At 72.0% G+C, this 1,897-nt stretch carries 2 protein-coding genes; both read left to right on the top strand.

Annotated features, from left to right (window positions below):
* Positions 1-488: A24 family peptidase (locus G3I53_RS05690; RefSeq protein ID WP_164438080.1), on the top strand; the 488-nt coding region annotated here is incomplete at its 5' end.
* Positions 489-557: 69 nt separating this feature from the next.
* On the top strand, positions 558-1,757 hold the full coding sequence (mqnC, locus tag G3I53_RS05685; protein WP_164339314.1) for a cyclic dehypoxanthinyl futalosine synthase: 1,200 nt from the start codon (positions 558-560) through the stop codon (positions 1,755-1,757).
* The last annotated feature ends 140 nt before the right edge of the window (positions 1,758-1,897 follow it).

Genomic DNA, 1,897 nt, shown 5'->3' with positions numbered 1-1,897 from the left:
TGGCCGCCGCCACCGGCACCCGGCCCGAGCTGGCCGTCTGGCTGCTGCTCGCGCCGGTGGCCGTGCTGCTCGGGGTGGTGGACTTCCGGGTGCAGCGGCTGCCCGACCCGCTCACCCTGCCGTTCGCCGGTGCCGCGCTCGCCCTGCTCGGCGCGGCCGCCCTGCTGCCGGAGCACGCGGGCCGCTGGACCACCGCCGTGCTGGGCTCGCTCGCCCTCGGCGCCGGCTACCTCCTGCTGTTCCTCATCAACCCCGGCGGGATGGGATTCGGCGACGTCAAACTCGCCCTCGGTGCGGGCGCCGTCCTCGGCTGGTACGGCTGGCCCACCCTGCTGCTCGGCACCCTCGCCGGATTCCTCTTCGGGGCGCTGTACGGCGGCGCCCTGGTCCTCGCCCGGCGAGCGGGCCGCGGGACGGCCATCCCGTTCGGCCCCTTCCTCATCACGGGCGCCCTCACCGGGCTGCTCATCGGCGCGTACACGGCCTGACGACGGGCCGGAACCACTGCTGACGTACGCTGGATCGGTCCGTCCACAACCCTTCCGAAAGGGACGCCGGTGACCGAGAAGGCCGACCTTCAGCCCGTCCTCGACCGTGCTGCCGCCGGTGGGCGGATCACTCCGGAGGAGGCCGTCGCGCTCTACCGCGACGCTCCGCTGCACGCGCTGGGCTCCGCCGCCGACGCGGTGCGCCGCCGCCGCTACGCCGGGACCGAGCACATCGCGACGTACATCATCGAGCGGAACATCAACTACACCAACGTCTGCGTCACGGCCTGCCGGTTCTGCGCCTTCTACGCCGCACCCAAGGACACCGGCAAGGGCTGGACCCGCGACCTCGACGACATCCTGCGCCGCTGCGCGGAGACCGTCGAACTCGGCGGCACCCAGATCATGTTCCAGGGCGGACACCACCCGGACTACGGCGTGGAGTACTACGAGAAGCACTTCGCCGCCATCAAGAAGGAGTTCCCCCAGCTCGTCATCCACTCGCTGGGCGCCAGCGAGGTCGAGCACATGGCCCGGATCTCCGGGGTGAGCGTCGAGGAGGCCATCAGCCGCATCCACGCCGCCGGACTGGACTCCTTCGCCGGAGCCGGCGCCGAACTGCTCCCGGAGCGGCCCCGCAAGGCCATCGCCCCGCTGAAGGAGTCCGGCGAACGCTGGCTGGAGATCATGGAGATCGCCCACAACCTGGGCGTGGAGTCCACCTCCACGATGCTGATGGGCACCGGCGAGACCAACGCCGAACGCATCGAGCACCTGCGCATGATCCGGGACGTGCAGGACCGCACCGGCGGCTTCCGCGCCTTCATCCCGTACACCTACCAGCCGGAGAACAACCACCTGAAGGGCCGCACCCAGGCCACGCTGTTCGAGTACCTGCGGATGATCGCCGTCGCCCGCCTGTTCCTCGACAACGTCGCGCACATCCAGGGCTCGTGGCTGACCACCGGCAAGGAGGTCGGCCAGCTGTCCCTGCACTACGGCGCGGACGACCTCGGCTCGATCATGCTGGAGGAGAACGTCGTCTCCTCCGCCGGCGCGAAGCACCGCTCCAACCGGCTGGAGATCATCGACCTGATCCGCCGGGCGGGGCGCGTCCCGGCGCAGCGGTCGACGACGTACGAGCACCTCGTCGTGCACGACGACCCGGCGAACGACCCGGCCGACGACCGGGTGGCGTCGCACATCTCCTCCACCGCCATCGAGGGCGGCACGGCGCACCCGGAGCTGAAGCTCCTCACCTCGAGCTGACCGGGCCGTGCTGACGCTCCACACGGCGGACCTCGTCGTGCTCGGCGGCGGCCGGCCCGCCGTGCCGGACGGCGCGGTCCTGGTGGACGGCCGGACGCTGGCCGCGGCCGGCCCGTACGCGGTGCTGGCCGCCGCCCACC

The sequence above is a fragment of the Streptomyces sp. SID14436 genome (genome assembly GCF_010548465.1).
In the GTDB taxonomy this organism is placed as follows: Bacteria; Actinomycetota; Actinomycetes; order Streptomycetales; family Streptomycetaceae; genus Streptomyces.
Note: the sequence above shows the minus strand (reverse complement) of the source record. Positions and strands in the feature narration are given on the sequence as shown.